The organism is Chryseobacterium sp. CBSDS_008 (assembly GCF_049959325.1).
In the GTDB taxonomy this organism is placed as follows: Bacteria; Bacteroidota; Bacteroidia; order Flavobacteriales; family Weeksellaceae; genus Chryseobacterium.
Genome location: NZ_CP188202.1, coordinates 1,721,338 through 1,740,736, shown reverse-complemented (window position 1 = coordinate 1,740,736; position 19,399 = coordinate 1,721,338). Strand labels below are relative to the sequence as shown.

The window sequence follows — 19,399 nt, the reverse complement described above, 5'->3', positions numbered from 1 at the left end:
ATCTTTAATTTTATCAATATGAAAACACTTATTTTACAAAAGCAACTGGCTTGTTCAAAGATACTTATGGTATTGCTGGCTTCCTTTATAAGCATATCCGTTTCAGGACAGACTGGTGTTATAAAACGGCTTGATGGAACTGCATTAGCTGCTCCACAGATTGATGACACTGTTATGCGCCTGATGTCAGCCGCAAAGGTCGAAGGGCTTGAACTTGCTATCCTTAACAATAACCGGGTTTCTTACCAAAAGGCTTATGGCTTTAAAGATAAAGAGAAAAATATGCCGCTTGATACAAGTACTGTGATGTATGGAGCTTCCTTCAGTAAGGCTGTTTTTGCTTATATAAATATGCGGCTGGCAGAGAAAGGGCTCATTGATCTGGATAAACCTTTGGTTCATTACTTAAAAAAGCCGCTGCATGAATATGGCAACTATGAGGAGCTTGAAAAAGATGAACGGTGGAAGAAAATTACCCCCAGAATGTGCCTTAGTCATACTACCGGTTTGCCGAATGTCTGGTGGATGAATGTTAAAACGGGGCAGCGTGATACCACTTTAGTTAACCGTTTATATTTTGAGCCGGGTAGCCGTTATGCCTATTCAGGTGAAGGATTTAAACTGCTGCAGCGCATTGAGGAAGTTTACCTGGGAAAAAATCTTGAAACTATCGCTCGTGAGGAATTATTTGTGCCGGCCGCAATGAACAGAACCAGCTACTTTTGGCAGCCTGAATTTGAAGCTAACTCAGCAATAGGGTATGGTGAAGATGGAAATTCCGGTGGGAAAGTGCGTTCACAAAGAGCAGTCGGAGCGGGATCAATGCTTACCACGATCAGCGATTATGCGCGCTTTATTTCATATGTCCTTCGTCGTGAAGGGCTCAGCCAAAAAACTTTTCGTGAGATGTTAAGACCGCAGATCCGGATTCGTTCTGTATATGAATTTCCAACCATGCTTGATGAAACTACTCATCGTGATGATAAGATTAATCTTTCATACGGTTTAGGCTGGGGCGTAATAAGTACGCCTTACGGGCCTGCATTTTTTAAAGGCGGACATGATGACTGCTGGCGAAACTACAGCATCAGTTTCCCCGAAAAGAAAACCGCTATAGTGATTATGTGCAACAGCGGAAACGGTGAGCGGATATTTAAGGAATTGCTGGAAAAGTTGATCGGAGATACCTTTACCCCATGGGAGTGGGATCGGTTTGTTCCCTATAATGTACCTGGAAAGTAAATTTGGTCTGTAGATTTGCATAAGCAAGGTTGAAATTTTGACAGTTATCCGGAAAAAATATCATACTATTTTAACTGGTATTTTTTTTGTAGCTGCCTGAAAGGCCAGCCAGCTTTTTACTATTGACAAATAGTAAAGATGCATTACTAAACAAGCCGTTTGGAAGACGGTTGTCAGCTTGAATTTAAGACTTGTAATACGTAAATATAACAGTTACAGAGATATGCTTTGGACAGTATGTGTTTTGTGTATGACAATTTTAGGACTGATGTTTTTATTGAAAAAATTGAATCAGCCCTATCTTATTGCTTATATTATAGCAGGTGTATTATTGGGGCCTTATGGAGGCAGGGTTTTTGACAAACCTGAAGAAATAGAGGCAGTCGGTGAGACCGGGATTTTATTGCTGATGTTTTTTATCGGGATGGAAATCAATGTTCCCAATAAAAAGAGCCTTATTATGAAACCGGTATTGGCGCAGAGCATCAAAATAATGCTGAGTTTTATGTTTGCTTTTTTGCTTGGCTGGATACTCAATCTTGATTTTAAAAGTATTTTGCTCATCGCAATCCTTTTTACTTTTAACAGTACAGCAGTTGTTGTTGAATTTCTGAAAAAGCATGGAACACTGCATAGTGCATTTGGTATTGTTATACTTAATATTTTGCTGCTGCAGGACCTTCTCCTTGCGCCAGCTTTGACCTTGCTGAAGTTTTGGAATGGTGAAAAGTTCAATATGCTGAATTTTGTAGTTCCCCTGGCGATCTGTATTGGTATATTTTTAATATTCAGAAAGATCAGACACCTGAGGGAAATCAGATTTTCAAGTGCATTTCTTGAAAACGACCATGATCTGCAGGTATTTTCCGGACTTTTCATCTGTCTTGGGTTTGGTCTTATTGCAGAAATGGTGGGTATGAGTGCTGCACTGGGAAGTTTTATTGCCGGAGTTGTGGTTGGAAAAATCAGGGCTTTCCACTGGCTCGAACATTCCCTGATGCCCTTTAAGGTATTCTTTGTTGCGCTTTTTTTTGTATCCATTGGTTTGCGGTTAGACCTCAGTTATCTGTTCTCTAATTATACACTTATCACTGTAGGAACTTTAGTGGTACTGATCAGCAATAGTATCATGTCATCCATATTCTTCCGGATATTGAACTTCAGCTGGAAAGACAGTTTTTATGGCGGTGCATTGCTGTCTCAAACGGGAGAATTTGGAATCCTTGCACTTTCCATTGCTTATAAAACAGGAATGGTTGGGTATGATCTTTATAAAGCCGGCTTGGGTATTACCTGTTTATCCCTGCTGTTGTCTACCATTTGGATCAGTTGTTCCGCTATGTTTCGTAAAAATAAATTGATCTCAAAGTAAGGAAGAGAAAACAGACGGGAAACAGGATCTACAGACAGCTGTTGTAGATTAGAAACTGAAAATTTGGCAGTAATGTGGAAAAAATATCACATTTTGACAGCTGGTATTTTTTTTGATGGATTTCAAGTACAGCTGGCCGGCTGACGTGTTATTAAATGATTGTTAAACTTATTTAAAAAGAGATTACTATGAATAATCTAATGAGAAGAAACGGAAACAGAAACCTGGTTTTTCCAGGCATCTTTGATGATTTTTTTGATCGTGAACTTTTTAACTGGGGAAATAACAATTACTCTTCTACCAGTACAACAGTACCATCCGTAAATATAAGGGAAAGCGCAGAGGCATATGAAGTTCAGGTTGCCGCTCCCGGAATGGATAAAAATGATTTTCAAATCAAACTGGATGGTAATCTGCTTACCATTTCGTCCACAAAACAGGACAGTAGCGAAACAAAAGAGCAGAACTTTACAAGAAGAGAGTTCAGTTATCAGTCCTTCCAGCGAAGCTTCGAGCTTCCGAAAGATGTTGTTGACCAGGATAACATTAATGCAAAATACGAAAACGGGCTGCTTATACTGACTATTCCCAAGAAGGAGGATGCAAAGCAGAAACCACCCAGAATGATTGAAATATCATAAAAATAGAAAAAATGGCTGCCGCAAGGCAGTCATTTTTATGTATATTGATACCTTAAACGATTCTGTTCAGAATACAAATCAAATCAGTACAATAGCAGAAGTAGAGCAGTATTAATGAATACTTATTTTAAAGTTTTAATACTTTCAGCCATTGAAATGAATCAAATTATTTATAGATTACCAAAAATTTGTATATTTGCCCAGCAAAAAAAAGAAAATGATACTATCTAACTTAAAAAAAGGAAAGAAACAGTGCTTACGTCGAACGTCGTGAGTCATTTTCCTATTGGTTAGAAACTAAATACATCAGGAGCTTGTCATCACGACAAGCTCTTTTTTTTTTGAAAAAATTTTTAACAATTTAATCTATTATGAAAGTATTGAAATTTGGCGGGACTTCAGTAGGAAGCCCGGAAAGGATCGAACAGTTATTACCTATTATCAGATCTCAGGCCACGGATAAACATCTGGTTGTTTTATCAGCTGTTTCGGGTACAACAAATGATCTGGTAAAATTATCCGAGCTGTATGAGAATAAGGATATTGAAGGAGCTCATCAACACATTGATGGATTATATGAAAAATATAGAAAATTCATAAATGATTTATTTAAGACTGAAGAAGGCATATTGGAAGCTTCATCTTTTATTGATCAGATTTTTGATCTGTTTTATCAGTTCAAAAATAAAAACTTCACATCCAGTGCAGAACGCATTATTCTTGCACAGGGTGAAATTATTTCAACTACTCTGTTTCATTTACATTTAAAGGAAAAAAATATCTCATCTGTACTATTATCAGCCTTAGATTTTATGTTGATTGATGAAGATAAGGAACCCGATATTGATTACATCAGAAAACAGGCGGGTCTTGAAATTGCAAAATATCCGGAACAAACCCTATTTATTACCCAGGGATATATATGCAGAAATGCTCAGGGTGAAATTGATAATCTGCAAAGAGGAGGCTCTGATTACACAGCTTCATTACTGGGAGCAGCATTGCAGGTAGAAGAAATTCAAATCTGGACAGATATTGATGGGTTCCATAACAACGATCCCAGGTATGTGCAGAATACAAAATCTATTGCCAGACTCAGTTTTGATGAAGCGGCAGAGCTATCCTATTTTGGAGCCAAAATCCTCCATCCGCAAAGCGTTTTCCCTGCAAGAAAATATAATGTCCCTGTGAGATTATTGGATACCATGAATCTTAGTGCAGCCGGAACCCTGATTTCGGGAGAAACTACCAATCAGAATCAGATTGTAGCCATTGCAGCCAAAGATGGTATTACAGCAATCCGTATTCAGTCTTCACGTATGCTTATGGCATATGGCTTTTTGAGAAAGGTTTTCGAAGTTTTTGAACGGTATAAAACACCTATAGACATGATTACGACTTCTGAGGTGGCCGTATCGCTTACCATTGACCAAACGGATTACCTTTCTGAAATTGTAAAAGAACTGAACTCCTTCTCGGCAGTTGAAATCGATAGTGAACACTCTATAATATGCATTGTCGGCGATTTCAGAAAAAACAATCATGGATATGCAACCATTGTCTCTGAAGCCGTAAAACACATCCCTATACGAATGATTTCTTATGGAGGAAGTGAAAATAATATTTCATTATTAGTACCATCTTCTTTCAAAATAGAAGCCTTGAGATCTTTGCATAACAGATTGTTTTAGCAATGAAATCATTTAAATCGAAGAGAAAACCGCTATTACAGGCGGTTTTATCTTTTAAAATGGTTTAAAGCATTGTCTTTATTAATAAGTCATCCGATATTCTTATTTAAGTATAGAAAAAAATCAGTGTAGAAGAATTGTTTGATTTTTTAAGGCTTTTCAATAACTGTAGATTGCTTTTACATCCTGTCTCTCTATTCACGTTCAGGAAAATCTGCCATCTGCTTTGTAAACTGCGGTTGATAAGATTCTCCATGCTGGGTGGCCCAAATTGCCATCTCCCGAAGCACAGGATATAAATCTTTACCTGCCTTTGACAGCTCATAGGTAACATGGGGCGGTACTACCGGTTTGGATTTTCTGATTATCAATCCATCGTTTTCCAGCTGTTTTAGCTGCTGGATGAGAACCTTTTCTGTTATTGTATCAATTGATCTTTTAAGTTCACTATACCTTTTGGTACCCGATAACAGATTGAACATAATGATCGGTTTCCAATATCCTCCGATTTTTTCCATAACAAATGTTACCGGACATGATATGTGGGCATTGCCTTTATTTTCCTGTATGACGGAAGATTTTTTGATTGCAGTCATATTATACCTACTTTGGGGTCAGTACTTGTACAAAAGTAAGTATAATTTTAGATTTGTACAATACATTTAAAACATTAAAAATATGAACGTTACAGTCACAGGGTCAGTAGGGAATATCAGCAGAGTACTGACAGAAAAATTAGTCAATGAGGGTCATGATGTATCCGTTGTCACTTCGAGAGATGAAAGTGCAGAGCAAATCCGGGCGCTCGGCGCAAGAGCACTTGTTGGAAAGGTGGATGATGAAGTATTTATACATAAGGCATTCAAAAATGCAGATGCAATATATACGATGGTTCCGCCAAGTTATGGGACAGCCGAAGAAATAAAAAAAGTAGGAGCGGTGTATGCCCGGGCAATTACTGAAAACAGGATTCCATATGTCGTAAACTTAAGCGGAATAGGTTCACATCTTTCAGACGGACCAGGCCCGGCGGGAGCCAACTACCATAACGAAAAATTGCTTGATTCCATTAATGGAACAAATGTACTGCACCTCAAACCCGGTTTGTTTTACTCCAATTTTTACGGGGCAATTGATATGATCCGCCAGCACCATATCATAGGGAATAATTTCGGGGAAGACCTCAGGCTGGCACTAACCCATCCCCATGATATTGCTCGCGTGGCGTTTGAAGCAATACATTTCCGGAATTTCGATGGGAAAACCGGTTTGTATGTAGTGAGTTCCGAGATCACCGGAAAAGAGATTGCCGAAATATTGGGAAAGGCCACAAATATTCCGGATTTGAAATGGATTGAATTTCCAGACCATATATTGTTTGAAAATCTGCTAAAACAGGGAATGACACCAGAAATGGCAAATACCTACATCATAGACATGGGGATCGCTTTACGGGAGGGCAGACTGCTGGAAAACTATTTTAAAGAAAAGCAGAATATTCCTGACGGAGCGATAAGCTTTGAAAAGTTTGCCAAAGAATTTGCAGAAATTTTATTTTAAAAATGTACAAAATGAAAAATTTAATGAATACAGACTGGTTGAACCGGGAAGAATATCCATTCAATTCCAATTTTATGGAAACAAAATCGGGAAAAATCCATTACATAGATGAAGGGGAAGGTGAGGTACTCTTGTTTGTTCATGGCAATCCAAACTGGTCTTTTGGATATCGTGAACTGATCAAACATTTCAGCAAAACACATCGCTGTATTGCAATAGACCATCTCGGATTCGGCCTTTCAGATAAGCCCTATGATGTTTCTTATCTCCCGCAGTTTCATGCTGAAAATTTAGAATCAGTAATTAGGGCGCTGGGTCTCCGTGATATTACTTTGGTAATGCACGACTGGGGCGGACCGATAGGAATGAGCTATGCTGAAAATAATCCTTCTAATGTGAAAAGACTTATCGTATTTAACAGTTGGTTTTGGTCAGTCAAAGAAGATAAAACATTGCGGAGTTTTAGTAAATTTATAGGATCGGCTTTAGGAAGAAATCTCTGCAAATATTTCAATTTCTTTCCAAGAGTATTGATGAAAATGGATGTAGGAGATAAAAAAAAATATTCCAAAGCTGTTCACCGGCATTATATTGAACCTTTTCCCCATCCCGAAACCAGAAAGGGGACCTGGGTCTTTCCAAAATCTTTTCTGGCCGAAGATCGCTGGCTGAACCTATTGTGGGATAATAAGGACAGCCTTCGGGAACTTCCTGTCTTATTGCTTTGGGGACTTAAAGATAAAGCATTCCCTGAACCGTTCCTTTCCAGATGGGAGAGCACATTTCCCGGCAGCACCACAGCAAAATTTGAATACAGTGGTCACAATTCACCAGAAGATATAGGGAAGGAGGCTATTGAGTTTGTGCAAAATTTTTTGGAAGCTAAAAATTAACTTAAACCGAATAATATCATCACGATTGAAACTCAAATAGAAATATGCTGTTCGCTTTTTACAATTTTTTGCTACCAGAAGCTTGTTCCTTGCAGGAAAATAGTATACAATGAAAAAAGCTTTTACATGGATTAATGGCGGAATCTTTATCTGTATTGTGAATTGAAAAAGAGTTGTTAAAATTGTTTGATCAGACCAATAGAGAATTGCCTGTTACTATAGCCTGGAAAGATCTGAATCTGATTGTTTTTATTTTTACCAATATGGATCTTATCATAGAGCCAATAAGATAATGTTGTAGACAGGATACCGACACCGGCTCCGGCGGCTACATCACCCAGCCAGTGTTTATTATTATACATTCTGAGAATTCCTGTTCCGGTAGCAACAGCATAGCCTGCAATGCCAATCCACGGTGAAACATGCCAGTATTCTCTACGTAGAAATTCGGCGGAAGCAAAAGCCAGTGTGGTGTGTCCCGAGGGAAAAGACTGGTTGTTGCTGCCATCGGGTCTTTCCTGATTGGTCAATCTTTTGGTAGGAATAACAACCGCAGTTGAAATGCCAATAGACATAGCATATACGATCAATTCTTTTTTTACGGAACTTTCTCCTTTTACACCAAGGGCCTGAAGGGCAAAAACGGCAGCACCCGGTAAAAACTGGGTATAATTATCAATACTGGTCCGGAAAGTAGGATGGTCTTCCCTTATCTCATTTCGGGTATCGAAATTGATTTTTTTGAACCACTTTGTCTCTGTAGCCAAAACCCCGTAAGTGATCAGAACACCAGGGATGATAAATTGTTTTGGCTTCAGTTTAAAAGGAGTTTGGATAGACAAGCTATCTCTGATAATATGATGATCAGCAATTACTACAGCGCTGTCTTTTACAGGTTTGCTGAGGCTGTCATTCTGGGCGGATACTATAAAAGGCAATAAAAGGAAGATTAAAAATTTCATTCTTCTGTTGGTTTTAATTGAATTTTGTTTAATAAAGTCGGAAATATGATAAGCAGGAGCGGCAGGGCTACCAGAAAGCCGCCGATAACAGCAATGGCTAAAGGCTGATGCATCTGTGCACCGGTTCCAATTCCCAAAGCGAGGGGCATTAAGGCTATAATTGCCCCTAATGCAGTCATCAGTTTTGGACGGAGTCTTGTGCTGATGGCATATATGATCGCCTGCTCTTTACTTTTGGAAGTAAGGCTATCGTAAAATTGTAAATATGTAAAAATGGCATTTTCCCCAATGATTCCTACCATCATAATGAGCCCTGTATAGCTTCCTACATTCAATGGTGTATTAGTGAGATACAAAAGAAGTATTCCCCCGGAAATTCCCAGTACGGAAATAGATAAAATAAGCAGGGCCACTGTAATATTTCTGAATAGGAAAAGCATGACAGAAAAAACGAGCAGACAGGAAATACCCAAAATGATGAGGAGCTCCTGGAACGATTGCTGTTGCTCTGCATAAGCACCACCGTACACAATGGAGTAGCCTGCCGGAAGTTTGATCTTCTGGTCAAGCTGTTTTTGAATTTCTTTAATGGTACCGCCAAGATCTCCATTATCCAGTCTTGCGGTTACAATGCCAAGCGTTTGAAGGTCTTCCCGGTTTACTTCTGCAGAACCACTGGAGATGCTTACATCTGCAAATTCACTTAAAGGTTTTAAGGTTCCATCCGGTAAAGAAATCATACTGTTGTTGATATCATTGAGGGATTGATTGGTTTTACTGTTATACAGCAGCCGGATAGGAGTGAACTGAACCTGATCAAAGATATTTCCGGCAACATTTCCGTCCAGATTGGCCTGAAGCTGGCTCTGGAAATCAGGTAATGCAATTTTATACTGAGCTAAAACAGACAGCTTGGGAGTTACAATCATCGAAGGACCTGCTATAACAATTCCATCGAATACGTCAGCAGTTCCATTCACTTTCCCTACAATATCGGCTACCTTTTTCGAATAATGTTCAATGACCTTTTGATCAGAGCCGAAAATTTTAATTTCAATCGGCTGTACACTACTCATCAGATCACCCAGCATATCTGAAATGACCTGTCCGAAATCAACGGTTAAAGGAAGTCCTGAAGCCTCTATTTTTGCCCGGATCTCATCTGTGACCTCAGCTGTTGTTTTGTTTCTGTCTTTTTTCAGCTGAATCAGGTAATCACCGGTATTGGGTTCTGTGATAAAAAATCCCATCTGTGTACCGGTTCTTCTGCTGTAGGCTGCGACTTCCGGATTGGAAACAATGATTTTTTCCACTATTTTAAGCTCGCGGTCTGTTTCTTCCAGGGAGGTTCCCGGAGGTGATTTGTAATCGAGAACGATGCTGCCTTCATCCATTTCCGGTAAAAATCCTGTGCTGATATTAGGTAAAATAAGAGCCGTAATAATGATAAGGAACAGGATGAAAATATAGCTGAAAATGGGTTTTCTGATGAAAAATCGCACCCATTTTCTTTCTTTTACATCATGATGTTTTAAGTTTTTTTCTTTTGTTTTTCCTGAGGAAAGAAATAAATAGATGACAGGAAGCAATATCCAAGCAGCAAAGAAAGAACAGATTAAAGTAATAATCATAGTATGAGTCATTACTTTGAAATACGCTCCGGCAACACCACTCATCAATACGAAAGGGAGAAATATCACAATAGTGCTTAATGAAGAACCTACCATTGCTTTTAACAAATAATTGATTGCTTTCTGAACCAATGTTTTGGAAGATTCTTCCGGATGTTCTTCGTGGGTACGATGTATTTGCTCCATCACCACAATGGCATCATCTATAATAAGCCCGATAGCCGCTGCAATAGCTCCTAAAGTCATAATATTAAATGTCTGTCCGATGGTATAGAGTACCAGCATTGTAAGACTTAACGTAATAGGAATGGTAATTAATATAACAGCACTGGCTTTCCAGGAACGAAGAAAAATAACAGCCACAATAATCGCCAGCGAAAGGCCCATCCATAATGCATCTGTTACACTTTTGATGGAATCATTTACAAAATCTGCCTGCACATAGTAAGGCTTTAATGCCACATCCTTCGTCAGGGTTTTCTGCAGATCATCAATCTTAGCATTCATAGCTTTGGTCAGCTCCACTACATTAGCATTCGGCTGCTGAATGATGGCAATCAGGATGCTTTCCTTTCCGTTGGCATTGACTTTAATATACTGCTTTGCCTGATGAATATTAATTTCTGCAATATCTCCCAATATAACAATACGGTTGCCGTTATTGCTGATCACGAGGTTTTTAAGCTGGTTTTCATTTCGGATCTGAGCATCAGTAAGGGTAAGATAAAGGTATCTGAAATCAGAAGAATATCCGTTTGATTTAATAAAGTTTGTTGTATTAATGGCTTGTTCAACTGTTGCTGAAGTGATTCCCAAACGGGCCATCATCTGCTGGTTCATCAAAACCCGGAATTCCTTATCCTGGCCGCCAATTACCTTTATTTCACTTACACCGGGAACCTGAGAGAGAAAAGGCTTAATGGTATACAGAGCAAGCTGTTTAAGTGCAATAGGATCTTTGATGTCAGAATTCAAAGAATAGCCAATTACCGGAAGAATAGACGGGTTCATTTTTTCTACCGTAATATTGGTCTCCGGAGGCAGCTGATTTCTGACCTCATTAATACTGCTTTCTACCTGTTGTTTCGCGAGGTCTACATTCACCTTCCAGGACATGAAGGCAGAAATTTCGCAACTTCCCCTGCTGGTAGTACTTTTAAGAATCTCTAAACCAGGTACTTTTTTTATAGTGTTTTCCAATACTTTAGTTACTCCTACAGTCATCTGGCTGATAGGCTGCTGGCCCACATCCGCAATAACCTTTATTTTCGGAAAAGTAACCCGTGGAAATAAAGCAGACTGTATCTGGGTATAAGAGTAAATACCTCCTGTAAGGATCAGAAAAATCAGAATCAGCAGGGGACTTCTGTAGGTTACAAAGAATGATTTTTTCATCTGATTAAGGATTTTTGATTTTTACAGTCGCAGTATCGCTCAACCCGAAGTTTCCGGAAATAATAACTCTGTCTTTTGCTGTAAGATTTCCTGATTTGATCTGAATATATTTGTCTGTTTCAGCTCCTTTTACAACAGGTATTTTTACAGCGGTTGTATCATTCGTCATTTTCATCACCCAGAAAGAAGATTGGGTTTCATCACTCAATATTGCCATTTTGGGAACTGACAAACCGTATGCTGTTGTTTTGGAAAAAGTGACCGTTCCAATCAGATTTTCCGGAATACGGCTGCTTCCTGGTACATGGAGTAGGACTTTTACGGTCTGCGATACAGGATCTACCGAAGGCATTACTTTGGCGATTTTGGCAGGCAGGCTGTTTCCATCCGGTAATTTTACCGATAAGGAATTCTGATTTTTTATCAGTTGCAGGTATTCATAAGGAACATCCACAACAAATCCGAAGCTGGAAGCATCCGTAACGGTTGCAAGGATTTCACCATCCTGTACATAATCTCCAATCTGATGATTGAGCATGACCACATATCCTGTTGCCGGGCTTACCACTGTTGTTGTTCCATTGAATCTGAAGGATTTATCCAGCGTATTAATGGTATTTCCTAAAGCCCTGGCTTCTTTAGTCTGCAATCCGAAAAGTACAGATCCCCGGCTTATCCGGTCACCAGGCCTTACATTCATACTGGTGATATAACCTGTACTGTTGGCTTTTGCATCCGATTTCAAAAGGTAAGTTGCAGCAGCATTCAGGGTGACCTCATTATGAAGCTGAATGGTATCGGAAGGGTAGGCAACAGCTACTTCTGTTTTCGGATTTGCTGCGGGTTTTGTTTCTCCGGGAGCGGTAGTGTTCTTACAACTGAATGTAAGGATGCTCACAGAGATCAGATAAAATAACTGTTTCATGGCTATTGGATAATTAGATATTGCATCTGGTTCTGCAGATTGAATAAAGTCGCATTGTACTGAATAATATTACCTTTAAGGCTTAGTAAATTATTAATGGATAAAATAAAATCCACCATTCTTATATCTCCGGTCGGAAGCTGCTTGGCATTGGCTTCAACCAAGGTTCTGGCATAATTGATCTGCTGGTTGGCCATTTCTAACATTTTATGGTATTGCTCCATCTGGTTTTGGATTTGAAAAATTTGTTGCTGATATTGCCGTTTGGTCTGTTCCAGATACTTTTGGCGGGTTTGCAGGGCGAGTTGATTCTGCTGCAGGAGCATTTTTTTCTGGTGACCGTTATAAATCGGAATAGAAACTCCCACACCCATTCCCAATCCGAAGTTTCTGTAAGGGGTCTGTATCAATGAAGATTGATATCCTCCATCAGAAAATCCGGTAATCTTTGGCCTGTAATTGTATTGGATAATCTCACTGTCATTTTTGATTTTCATACTGTCGGCTTCAAAAATCCGGGTATACACACTTTGTTTAAAATCTGTAGCAAAGAGGACTTTATCAAAGCTTGGAGCGTCCAGAGGAGGAAAACGGGTATCCACAATGCCGGACAGATAATTCAGCAGCGCATAATTGCTTTGCCATTCAGCCTGTTGTTGCTGTAGTGTGAGTTCATTTTGTTGTAAGGTGACTTTAAAAGTCAGATAGTCGGTTTGCTTAAAGACAGATTGCCGGGTTAATTTTTTTAAAATCATATCCTCCTGATTGAGCAAGCCAATGATTTCCCGGCTCAATTCATATTTTTGCTGGCTGGTATAGGTGGCAATGTATTGATCTGTGATCTGCTTATTTAAAGTTTGAATACTAAGATTTTTTTGTGCCAGAATCTGGGCGATACCTGCATCATAAGCTTTTAACCTTGTATTGAGATTATTCCGGCTGATAAATTCTTTCACCACTTTTACCCCCGCAAAGAGCGATTGCCCGTTCGTCAGGGCATTGTCATATCCCCAGCCACTAATGTTTGGAGCGTATCCTGCATTGGCTTCTCCGGTGACTATAAAGCCATAGGCGGCTCTTAATTTTGCGCTGTCAATTTTATTGGAAATCACCTGATTATTATAGTCATTCAGCAAAGGACTGTTGGCTTGCGCTGTGGTAGTAAAATAGGAAAGCGTATACTTTGTTTGTGCTTTTACTGAAGAACAAAGGAATAGAGTGATCAGAACGATAAACCATTGCGCAGGATAGGTGTGGGTTGTGTTCATACAGGCTATTTCAAATTATTAAGTCAAAGATGGTATACAAATCTGTTGAAATTCTGAATTTTTTAAGCTGAATAGCCTTTTTATAAAATAAATTATAACTAAAAAACCGGCTGTTTAAGCCGGTTCTTTCAATATTCTGTCTATCTACGATTAATCTTTTTGTATCTTAATAAAATTACCTTTGGAGTCAAAGAGTGCATTTCCTGCCTTTACTTCTGCTTCATATACTATAGAACCATCTGCTTTTGTGATCTTGGCTGCTTCTTTGACTGTTCCTAACTGGTGCTGTGCAACATATTTGGAGACCGCTGCGGGAAGCTTGTCCACTGCAATTTCTGTTTCACTTTCTTCCAATACGCCTGCCGGAGTATATAATTCGCTTACCTGAATTCCGTTTTGCTTGAATCCGGCTTCGTATTTGCCTGCCTCTTTTTCCCATTTTGCCTTACCATTGGGGTGCCTTTTTTGAAAAGCTTTTTCTACAGCTATGGGAATTTTAATATTTCCTCCCTTTTTTTTTTTTTCTTGTGCAAATACCATTGAACCGAATCCTGTCGCCAGCAGCACTATTAAAGTTGTGATTTTCATTGTACACATTTTTTAAATTAACCAGGGTAAAGGTGGGAAGGTATTCTGTAGAGATCCTGAATTTTTTTAAATAGCTGAAAAATTCCCTTACAAATTGGCTGCCTTACTTAAAATAAATAGTAAAGATATGTTGCTGCTGGGCAAAATGATATTGGATTTTATAATCATACAAGTCACATATTTTTTTGCTTATTTCCAATCCTAATCCAGTGCTGCTGGTGTTTTCTGATTGTTTTTTAAACCGTTGGAACAAATCTTTTTCATCCAGCTTTTCTTTTGCAGGATTGGCAATTGTAAGCTTTTGCTGCGATGTTTTTATAGAAATTACTTGGTTGTTTTTAGAATGTCTTATAGCATTTGATAAAATATTTCCAATCAGGATATCAATGAGTATGGGATTGGCCGTCACTTTAATCTCACCAGCCCATCGGATGTCCCACTGGATATTTTTCTGCTGTGCAGGCTCGTCATATTGATCCAGCAGTTTTTGAACTCTGTCCCCGATCTTTAGCTTTTCAATATCCGGAAACTGATTGTTTTCAATTTTGGTCAATAACAAGAGGGTACGGTTGAGTCGTTGTATTTTATTTCCGGCCATGGAAATGTCCTCAATTAAATCTGCCTGTTCTTGGGAGATCGGAATTGTCTGCATGAGTAATTCTACTTTGCTTTGCAGGACAGCTATGGGAGTCTGCAGCTCATGGGATGCATTTTCTGTAAATTCCTTCTGGGTTTTATAAAGCTTTCGGTTGCGTTTTGTAAGGGTTTTAATAGAATTCCCCAGGTTTTTAAACTCTTCAATATGAGTAGGTATGAATTGAATGGCTTCATTACTGTCTACCCGGTAACGATTCAATTTATCAACAATATCATTAAAGGGTTTCCAGAGTTTTTTAGAGAGCTGAAAATTAATAACCATAAGACCCGTCAACAGAAATAGAACCAATCCTGATTGCAGTGCCAATATACTGTTCAGCAGGTCTTCATCTTCTATCATGGATTTTTGAATCCTGATCTCATAAGGCTTACCATTCACAACGGTATTGGAAAGCAAAATCCGGTGCATGACCGTTTCATTGTCATCCGGAATAAAGACGGGCTGGCTGTATATGGAATCAAATACGTTAGGATTATGGCTTGGCCGGACAACAATATTGTTTTCAAAAGAAATAAAATGATCAGGTATTGTTGTTGCTAGCTTTTTTGTAATCCATGTTTTCTGGTGATTCATATTTTCGTCCAGACTTTTCAGCATCAGATATTGCAAAGAGAAATAAAATGCAGGAATAGCTATTAATAAAATAAGAATGGCATAGATGATATATCGGCGCGATATGTAATTGATTAGCTTCACTTAATATTCTATTTTATATCCCATTCCATACACAGATTTAATATAATCATTGCAACCTGCAGCGGTTAGTTTCTTTTTCAGATTTTTAATATGTGCATAGATGAAATCATAGTTGTCATAAATATCGGCATTTTCACCAGAGATATGCTCTGCAATTGCTGTTTTAGAAAGAACTCTGTTTTTATTGATAGTAAAATAGAGTAACAGATCATATTCTTTCCTGGTTACCTCCACAATTCGGCCATTTACAATTACCGTCTTAGCTACTGTGTCTATGGTCATTTCATGAAATACCAGAATATTACCACCATTAAACCTTCTGCGGCGAATTACTGCAGCAATACGTGCACTTAGTTCTGATAAATGAAAAGGTTTTGGGATATAATCATCGGCTCCCAATTGCAATCCGGCTATTTTATCATCAACAGAATCTTTAGCAGAAATAATAATTACACCATCTGTCTTATGATCTTCTTTCAATGCTTTTAAAACATTAAGCCCATTACCGTCAGGCAATGAAATATCAAGCAGAATACAGTCATAATCATAAGAACCAATCTTTTCAAGGGCTACCTTAAAACTGGGCGCAACTTCACAAAGATAATTTTCCTGTTTTAAATAAGTGACAATACTTTTACTCAATGCAGTTTCATCTTCGATAATGAGTATTTTCATTCTGTATTTTTATTTAAAATTAAAACTAAAATCTGAACAAAAACTGAATTTATTAAATTAATATGTTTCAGAACAGAAATGAATTTTTATAATAACGCCGTTAAATACATACAGATAAATTTTATATATTAGAGCTGGCTTCTTTTCGATATACCAATCAACTTTATCCAGCATTAACAATGGAAAAAATCATATTTGCTTTAATCTGTTTACTCTTCCTGACAAGTTGTAAAAAGGAACAGGCGATAGAATTGCAGGATTTTAACTTTAATAATAAGACAGCAACCTATTTTTCACATAAAGATAAGTACAAAACGTATGACAATTATTACCAGATAAAATCTGAGGTTATAGGCGTTGATACTATTTATGACGGAGAGTTTATTGGAAGCGAAAAACCAATACGGATTGAATACAGGCAGGAAATTTTTTCTAATAAAGATGTTCTGGCGAGGTTTGATGATTTTGACTTTAATGCGATTAATTTCGCGACCACTGTTGATGGTAAGATGATGGTTTTTAATGCTGTTGCAGGGGAGATCTCCTTAAAAGAAACTAAAAAATTTATAGCATTATTGGATGAGAAATACGGGAAGTCAAAAATTAGCCAAGAAGCTTTTATCAAACCTTATGATATTTATACCTGGCGTTTAGTAGACCGGATAATTAAATATTGTGTAGTTCCTGACGATGAAAGCAATACATTAAGAATTGAAGCCGGCCAGACAAATAAAAGCACTGATAACGGAAAAAAGAAATCTCACATAAAGGCTTTCCTTTATATTGTAAAAAATGAGTATGCGAACCAGATCATAGGTAAGATGAGTTCCGGTGATCTTCTGTATTGCAGATAATCCGGGTGATCAGAGAAAATTTTAGTCCCGATGACCATCTTGCCAAACACAATATGATTAATGAAAGAAACTTCTTGCTGGAATATATTTAACTTCTCTGATAAAAACTAAATAATGACTACAATTGATAAAAACATTTGCCGGTACTTTATATTCATACTCATTTCAGTCCCGGTGATCCTATTGGCCCAAAATAATAAAAGCAAAGACCACTTTATGTATCAGGTCAGAGAAGAGCATGGAGACTTAAATAATGACGGCCAAATGGATAAAATCACTGTAAAAATGGACACAGTGGACGAAACGAGACCATTAAGATTAGAGATTTTTCTGTCTCAACCCAACGGGAAGCTGGCATTGGCCGTATCTTCAACAAAGATTATCGAACCCCAGTATCCGGTTGAAAACCAGGGGAAATTTAATGGATATCAAATTCCTGATTTCTTTATTGAAAAAGGGATCTTAATAATGTGGAGTGAAATTAAAGGCGGAAATATTGCATACGACTTCAAATATAACAATGGCAATTTTGAATTAATTCATGTCGATAAGCTCACTAATAATGCAACCAAAGGTTATACCGATGAAAAGACAATATTTACAGAAACTAAATTTGATCTGGTCACCGGGATCAGAACCGAAACTGATGAAATATCAGGTTCAGCCAAAGCATTGAAAGTAAGAAGAAAAAGAGTTTTAATAAGACCCCTGCCCAAAATACAAGATTTTAAATTTTCTGATAAAGAATTATATTAAAAAGTGAATAGCTAATATGGGGTTGGCGAATAAACAGAAATCCCGACGTTACAGATCATTACGCTGGCCGCCATACAACTGAAGTGCAGATGAAATTAAAAGTTACATTTTCGGCGGCCATGACACCGGATGTTTCCCAATTAATTGGTCAGGGCAACGTATTGATTGATCCTGGTCGGGTTTTCGGCTTCAGAAATCAGGAATTGAGCAACGTCGGCTCTTGAGATCTTATTAACTTTCATTCCCTTTTGAAGTCCGGTTATAGCTCTAAAAGTAGAGGTAGGACTTCCGTTGGTAAGCATTCCCGGCCTTATGATTTCCCATTTTACAGCACTTTTTGTGATGATCTCTTCCATGTTTGTTTTATCACTATACTGTTCTTTGAGAAATAAAGAAATCACGGTCTTCATAAAAAAGCTTACATATTTTTTACTTTCTCCGGCCCCAAAACCTGTAATGACCAACACTGGCGAAGTGAAATTCAGTTCAAAACTAACTTGTATAAGTGTTTTGGCTATATCTGAAAATAAAGTAACCCCTTTCTTGTTTTTTGTTCCAACGGTTATAAGCACAGCGTCTGACCCTTTTATTGCATTTTTCAAATCTACTGTTGACGTTGCGCTGCCATTGATTTTAATAAGGTTTGGATGGTCAGGGATATGATCGGTATTTCGGGATAATGCCGTAACGTGATGTCCTTTCTGAAGCGCCAGCTCAACAGCTTCCAGCCCAATACCTGCTGCGGCTCCTATAATTGCTATATTCATTTTAATTTATGGATTTAATTTGAAGGTATTTTTCTGTAATATTCTGTTGTGCAACAAGCAGGCTTTCGCTTCCCCATTTCCAGGGCGTTCCATCTGTGGTCAGGATTGCTGCACCCGCTTCTTTGGCTATCAGTAAGCCTGCAATCCAATTATAGGTATCCAGATCTTCCTGAACAAACAAGTCAATTCTACCAGCACCTATATAAGCCAGTTGAAGGCCGTGTGGACCGTAATTTCTGACAATTCCAAAATTCTGAATCAATTTAGTAGCTGTAGTTCCTATTTTTTCATTGAGATTATTACCGGATTTATCCTGATGTCCATACTCAAGAACGGCTAGCATAACTGACATATCTGTTTTATGGCTGATTTCAAGTGGTTTTCCATTCATAAAAGCGCCCTTACCATCCTGTGCCCAAAACATTTCATTGGCCAACGGATCAAAAATTACGGAAAACACAGGTTTGCCATTGCGGATAAGTGCCAGATTTATTGTCCAGCCTGCAATATGCTGAAGGTATTGTATAGCTCCGTCCATAGCATCACAAAGCCAGTATTCTTGTTTTTCTGCCGGGTTTCTTTGCGAATCGGTATCAAATTCGTCGCCAATGTGCCAGGAAATATCCGGATAGTGATTTGATAGATCTTCTTTTAAGGAGCTCATGCACAATGTATCGATTTCTTCTAATTGTTTTACAAGCTCATCCATAGTCTGCGGAACTGCATTTTGCTTATAATCTCTTAAAAAAGAATTTCCTGCTTTTCGTACTGCATCAATAATAATTGGAATGTTGATTTCGTTTTGCATAACATTATATTTTAATT

Annotated in this window: 18 protein-coding genes; 8 read left to right on the top strand and 10 right to left on the bottom strand. The window is 38.2% G+C overall.

Going from position 1 to position 19,399, the window contains the following annotated elements; all coding sequences use genetic code 11:
• Nucleotides 1–18 precede the first annotated feature (18 nt).
• The 4 genes from ACP3T3_RS07720 (at nucleotide 19) to ACP3T3_RS07705 (ending at nucleotide 4,946) form a co-directional block, all read left to right on the top strand.
• Nucleotides 19–1,242 carry a serine hydrolase domain-containing protein gene (locus ACP3T3_RS07720; RefSeq protein WP_426479329.1) on the top strand — a complete coding sequence of 408 codons (1,224 nt, stop codon included), beginning with the start codon at nucleotides 19–21 and terminating at the stop codon, nucleotides 1,240–1,242.
• 250 nt (nucleotides 1,243–1,492) lie between these two features.
• Entirely contained in the window at nucleotides 1,493–2,614 is a 1,122-nt protein-coding gene (locus tag ACP3T3_RS07715; protein ID WP_426479328.1) for a cation:proton antiporter, read from the top strand.
• Nucleotides 2,615–2,802: 188 nt separating this feature from the next.
• Nucleotides 2,803–3,255, top strand: a complete 453-nt coding sequence (locus tag ACP3T3_RS07710) for an Hsp20/alpha crystallin family protein (protein WP_426479327.1) — start codon at nucleotides 2,803–2,805, stop codon at nucleotides 3,253–3,255.
• A gap of 371 nt (nucleotides 3,256–3,626) precedes the next feature.
• Nucleotides 3,627–4,946: an aspartate kinase gene (locus tag ACP3T3_RS07705; RefSeq protein WP_426479326.1), complete on the top strand. Its 1,320-nt coding sequence runs from the start codon at nucleotides 3,627–3,629 to the stop codon at nucleotides 4,944–4,946.
• Nucleotides 4,947–5,140: 194 nt separating this feature from the next.
• On the opposite strand, the gene ACP3T3_RS07700 is transcribed toward ACP3T3_RS07705, so the two are convergent.
• On the bottom strand, nucleotides 5,141–5,542 hold the full coding sequence (locus ACP3T3_RS07700; RefSeq protein WP_426479325.1) for a winged helix-turn-helix transcriptional regulator: 402 nt from the start codon (nucleotides 5,540–5,542) through the stop codon (nucleotides 5,141–5,143).
• A gap of 82 nt (nucleotides 5,543–5,624) precedes the next feature.
• Here ACP3T3_RS07700 and ACP3T3_RS07695 point away from each other — a divergent pair, with 82 nt between their 5' ends.
• Together ACP3T3_RS07695 and ACP3T3_RS07690 are read left to right on the top strand one after the other, a co-directional pair.
• Complete coding sequence (locus ACP3T3_RS07695) at nucleotides 5,625–6,506, top strand: NmrA family NAD(P)-binding protein (RefSeq protein ID WP_426479324.1); 882 nt, start codon at nucleotides 5,625–5,627, stop codon at nucleotides 6,504–6,506.
• Nucleotides 6,507–6,517: 11 nt separating this feature from the next.
• The gene (locus ACP3T3_RS07690) at nucleotides 6,518–7,399 is read left to right on the top strand and encodes an alpha/beta fold hydrolase (protein ID WP_426479323.1); all 882 of its coding nucleotides are present in this window, start codon (nucleotides 6,518–6,520) and stop codon (nucleotides 7,397–7,399) included.
• Nucleotides 7,400–7,575: 176 nt separating this feature from the next.
• Here the strand turns inward: ACP3T3_RS07690 and ACP3T3_RS07685 are convergent, their stop codons facing one another.
• From ACP3T3_RS07685 to ACP3T3_RS07655, 7 genes are all read right to left on the bottom strand, one after another.
• A complete protein-coding gene (locus tag ACP3T3_RS07685) occupies nucleotides 7,576–8,361 on the bottom strand; it encodes a phosphatase PAP2 family protein (RefSeq protein ID WP_426479322.1) in 786 nt (261 codons plus the stop codon).
• On the bottom strand, nucleotides 8,358–11,387 hold the full coding sequence (locus ACP3T3_RS07680; RefSeq protein ID WP_426479321.1) for an efflux RND transporter permease subunit: 3,030 nt from the start codon (nucleotides 11,385–11,387) through the stop codon (nucleotides 8,358–8,360). Before ACP3T3_RS07680 ends, ACP3T3_RS07685 begins: the two co-directional genes overlap by 4 nt.
• Nucleotides 11,388–11,391: 4 nt before the next feature.
• Nucleotides 11,392–12,312, bottom strand: a complete 921-nt coding sequence (locus ACP3T3_RS07675; RefSeq protein ID WP_426479320.1) for an efflux RND transporter periplasmic adaptor subunit — start codon at nucleotides 12,310–12,312, stop codon at nucleotides 11,392–11,394.
• Nucleotides 12,313–12,314: 2 nt separating this feature from the next.
• Entirely contained in the window at nucleotides 12,315–13,580 is a 1,266-nt protein-coding gene (locus ACP3T3_RS07670) for a TolC family protein (RefSeq protein ID WP_426479319.1), read from the bottom strand.
• Nucleotides 13,581–13,730: 150 nt separating this feature from the next.
• Entirely contained in the window at nucleotides 13,731–14,168 is a 438-nt protein-coding gene (locus ACP3T3_RS07665) for a PepSY-like domain-containing protein (RefSeq protein ID WP_426479318.1), read from the bottom strand.
• A 103-nt stretch (nucleotides 14,169–14,271) separates the two neighbouring features.
• Nucleotides 14,272–15,522, bottom strand: coding sequence for a sensor histidine kinase (locus ACP3T3_RS07660; RefSeq protein WP_426479317.1), 1,251 nt, complete (start codon nucleotides 15,520–15,522; stop codon nucleotides 14,272–14,274).
• The gene (locus ACP3T3_RS07655) at nucleotides 15,523–16,197 is read right to left on the bottom strand and encodes a response regulator transcription factor (protein ID WP_426479316.1); all 675 of its coding nucleotides are present in this window, start codon (nucleotides 16,195–16,197) and stop codon (nucleotides 15,523–15,525) included. It abuts the gene before it with no gap.
• 179 nt (nucleotides 16,198–16,376) lie between these two features.
• Here ACP3T3_RS07655 and ACP3T3_RS07650 point away from each other — a divergent pair, with 179 nt between their 5' ends.
• Complete coding sequence (locus tag ACP3T3_RS07650; RefSeq protein WP_426479315.1) at nucleotides 16,377–17,051, top strand: hypothetical protein; 675 nt, start codon at nucleotides 16,377–16,379, stop codon at nucleotides 17,049–17,051.
• 114 nt (nucleotides 17,052–17,165) lie between these two features.
• A complete protein-coding gene (locus tag ACP3T3_RS07645; protein WP_426479314.1) occupies nucleotides 17,166–17,807 on the top strand; it encodes a hypothetical protein in 642 nt (213 codons plus the stop codon).
• Nucleotides 17,808–17,947: 140 nt separating this feature from the next.
• Here the strand turns inward: ACP3T3_RS07645 and ACP3T3_RS07640 are convergent, their stop codons facing one another.
• Both ACP3T3_RS07640 and ACP3T3_RS07635 read right to left on the bottom strand, forming a co-directional pair.
• Nucleotides 17,948–18,574, bottom strand: a complete 627-nt coding sequence (locus ACP3T3_RS07640) for an NAD(P)-dependent oxidoreductase (protein WP_426479313.1) — start codon at nucleotides 18,572–18,574, stop codon at nucleotides 17,948–17,950.
• A 1-nt stretch (nucleotide 18,575) separates the two neighbouring features.
• Nucleotides 18,576–19,382, bottom strand: a complete 807-nt coding sequence (locus ACP3T3_RS07635; protein WP_426479312.1) for an inositol monophosphatase family protein — start codon at nucleotides 19,380–19,382, stop codon at nucleotides 18,576–18,578.
• Between the last annotated feature and the right edge of the window lie 17 nt (nucleotides 19,383–19,399).